The 2,537-nt window shown below is 57.2% G+C and carries 3 protein-coding genes, 1 tRNA gene and 1 pseudogene; 1 reads left to right on the top strand and 4 read right to left on the bottom strand.

Translation table 11 applies throughout. The annotated features are described in order from the left end of the window. Nucleotides 1-88: 88 nt before the first annotated feature. Nucleotides 89-164 (bottom strand) — tRNA-Arg (locus MVB78_RS00510). A 47-nt stretch (nt 165-211) separates the two neighbouring features. On the opposite strand from MVB78_RS00510, the gene dcd reads away from it, so the two are divergent. Further along, nucleotides 212-682: a dCTP deaminase gene (gene dcd, locus MVB78_RS00515; protein WP_297486655.1), complete on the top strand. Its 471-nt coding sequence runs from the start codon at nt 212-214 to the stop codon at nt 680-682. An 85-nt stretch (nt 683-767) separates the two neighbouring features. Here dcd and rpl12p read toward each other — a convergent pair whose 3' ends face one another. The 3 genes and pseudogenes from rpl12p to rpl1P all read right to left on the bottom strand — a co-directional run. Then, entirely contained in the window at nt 768-1,082 is a 315-nt protein-coding gene (gene rpl12p / locus MVB78_RS00520; RefSeq protein ID WP_297486653.1) for a 50S ribosomal protein P1, read from the bottom strand. 64 nt (nt 1,083-1,146) lie between these two features. Then, a complete protein-coding gene (locus tag MVB78_RS00525) occupies nt 1,147-2,169 on the bottom strand; it encodes a 50S ribosomal protein L10 (protein WP_297486658.1) in 1,023 nt (340 codons plus the stop codon). Between the two features lie 5 nt (nt 2,170-2,174). After that, nucleotides 2,175-2,537 (bottom strand): annotated as a pseudogene (gene rpl1P, locus MVB78_RS00530) (50S ribosomal protein L1); the annotation flags it as partial.

Genomic DNA, 2,537 nt, shown 5'->3' on the forward strand with positions numbered 1-2,537 from the left:
CAGTTGAAGGAGCAAACCCCTCTAAAACTGAGAATCCCAAAAAACGACATGCGAACTTTGATGAAACTTTGCGCAGGCAAAATTTCTGTGGCGGGCCCGCCGGGATTCGAACCCGGGGGTACCGGCTCCGAAGGCCGGCGCCATGTCCCCTAGGCCACGGGCCCTCGGAACTGTTTTAAAGCCCCATAAAATAAACATTGCGGTGGTTCCGATGATGCTCCCTGACTGGAAAATCAGGAAGGAGATTCTCATCGAACCCTTCTCCGAGGAGTCCCTGCAGCCAGCAGGCTATGACCTCCGGGTCGGAAGGGAGGGCTACGTCCGGGGAAGGATGGTGGACATCGGGGAAGAGGGAGCGATAGCAATTCCCCCAAAGGAGCACGCCCTGATCCTCACCCTCGAAAGGGTGAAGCTCCCGGATGACATCATGGGAGACATGAAGATAAGAAGCAGCCTGGCGAGGGAGGGTCTCCTCGGTTCCTTCGCGTGGGTAGACCCAGGATGGGATGGAAACCTAACCCTGATGATCTTCAACGCCTCCAGCGGAGCGGTTGAGCTTGAATACGGGGAGAGGTTTGCCCAGATAGCCTTTATAAGGCTTGAAGGGCCGGCGAAGAACCCCTACCGCGGGAGCTACCAGGGCAGCAGAAGCATAGTCTTCTCGAAGAGGGGAAAGGCCTGACCGACTTTCACTTTCTCAAAACGCCTGAAAGACCGGCAGGGGCAGAGAAGCTTGACCCGCCAAAGGGCAGAAAATAAAAATGGAATCAGCCGAAGAGGGCACCGAGACCCGCAAGGGCCTCCTCTTCCCTCTCCTCTTCCTCTTCTTCCTCTTCCTCCTCAGCCTCCTCAACCTTCTCCTCAGCCGGCTGAGGAGCAGCAACCGCAACTGGAGCGGCCACGGGCATGGCAGCCTTCTCTATGACCTCGTCGATGTTGACACCCTCAAGTGCCGCCACAAGGGCCTTTATCCTGGCCTCGTCGGCACTAACACCGGCGGCTTCGAGCACCTTCTTAAGGTTCTCCTCGTTTATCTCCTTACCACTTGCGTGGAGCAGCAGAGCGGCATACACGTACTCCATCTTTCACACCTCCAATCATCCTCATTTCTCATTCAACGGAGTTCTCGGGATTCGGGAAATGGAATCAGCCGAAGAGGGCACCGAGACCCGCAAGGGCCTCCTCTTCCCTCTCCTCTTCCTCTTCTTCCTCTTCCTCCTCAGCCTCCTCAACCTTCTCCTCAGCCGGCTGAGGAGCAGCAACCGCAACTTGAGCCTGGGCGTTTAAAAGCTCTTTGGTCTTCTCGTCAAGCACTTCTTCTGGAAGTCCCTGGGCTATGAGCAGGAGAACCCTAACTGCCCTGCCTATGATGTCCCCAACCGTCTCCTTAGTGATGTAGCCTGCCTCAACGGCAACGCTCTTTGCACCGAGGAACGCCTTCCCTATGATGGCCTCAATCGTCTGCTTGGTCGGGTAGGCGGTGTTGACGGAGAGGTTGAACGCGTATGTGTAAGCCCTCTGAATCATGCTTATGTACTCGCTCTCGTCGATGGCGAGGACGTCTGGTGTGTAAACGATGCCGTCCTCGTAGGCGGCGAGCAGGTTCAGGCCCACTTCAAGGGGCTCTACCCCGAGTGCGTTGAGGATCCTCGCGAGCTGCTCCGTGATGACCTCGCCGGCTTTGAGAACGGTGTAGTCCTTCTGTATGCTGACCTTCCCCTTCTCGATCCTCGCTGGGATCCCAAGGGCCTGCATCTCACCCACGAGGGGACCGGGGGCTATTGACGTTGGTCCAGCCGGGATGGTGACATCATGGGGAACCGGAACCCCAGCCTTGGCGGGGGCGGGCGTCTTGCTCTCCTCAAGGAGCTTGTAGAGCTTGAAGGGGTTCATCTCGGTGGCGAGTATCCCGGCACCGCCCTGGATGTAGTCCAGGAGCTTTTCCAGTTCGGGCTTTCCGAGATCCTTGGCGGCCTTTTTTATGGCGAGCTCGATGAGGGTGTTCCTGCTGACCCGGAGAAGGGCCTTACCGCGGAGTTTGTCGCGCATTCTGCTGAGCGGATAGGCTGGAACACCGGCCACATCCACCAAAGCCACCACGGGGTAACTCTTGACGATCTCTGCAAGCTCCTCCACTTCCTTCTTCTTCCACTCTGCCACGTGGGCCATTTTCCTCACCTCTCCACCTTAACGGCCGGGCCCATGGTGGTTTTGATGTACACTGACTTCACCTGGTTCTCGCCGCGTTCGAGTTTGTTTATCACGCTGCTGAGCACAGCTTCCGCGTTCTCGGCCAGTTCCTCATCGTCCATCTCCTCGGTTCCGATCCTCGTGTGAATCACGGGGTTGTTCTTGAGCTGTATCCTGACAGTCTTCTTGAGCTTGTTCACTATCGGCTCGAGGTTGGTCATGGTGGGCGGAACGACAACCGGCATCTTGTTCCTCGGACCGAGGTACCTACCGAGGTACCTACCGATCTTCGGCATCAGAGGTGCAGCCGCTATGAAGAAGTCATAGTTCTTCGCTACCTTCCTGGC

This window comes from Thermococcus sp., assembly GCF_026991495.1.
In the GTDB taxonomy this organism is placed as follows: Archaea; Methanobacteriota_B; Thermococci; order Thermococcales; family Thermococcaceae; genus Thermococcus.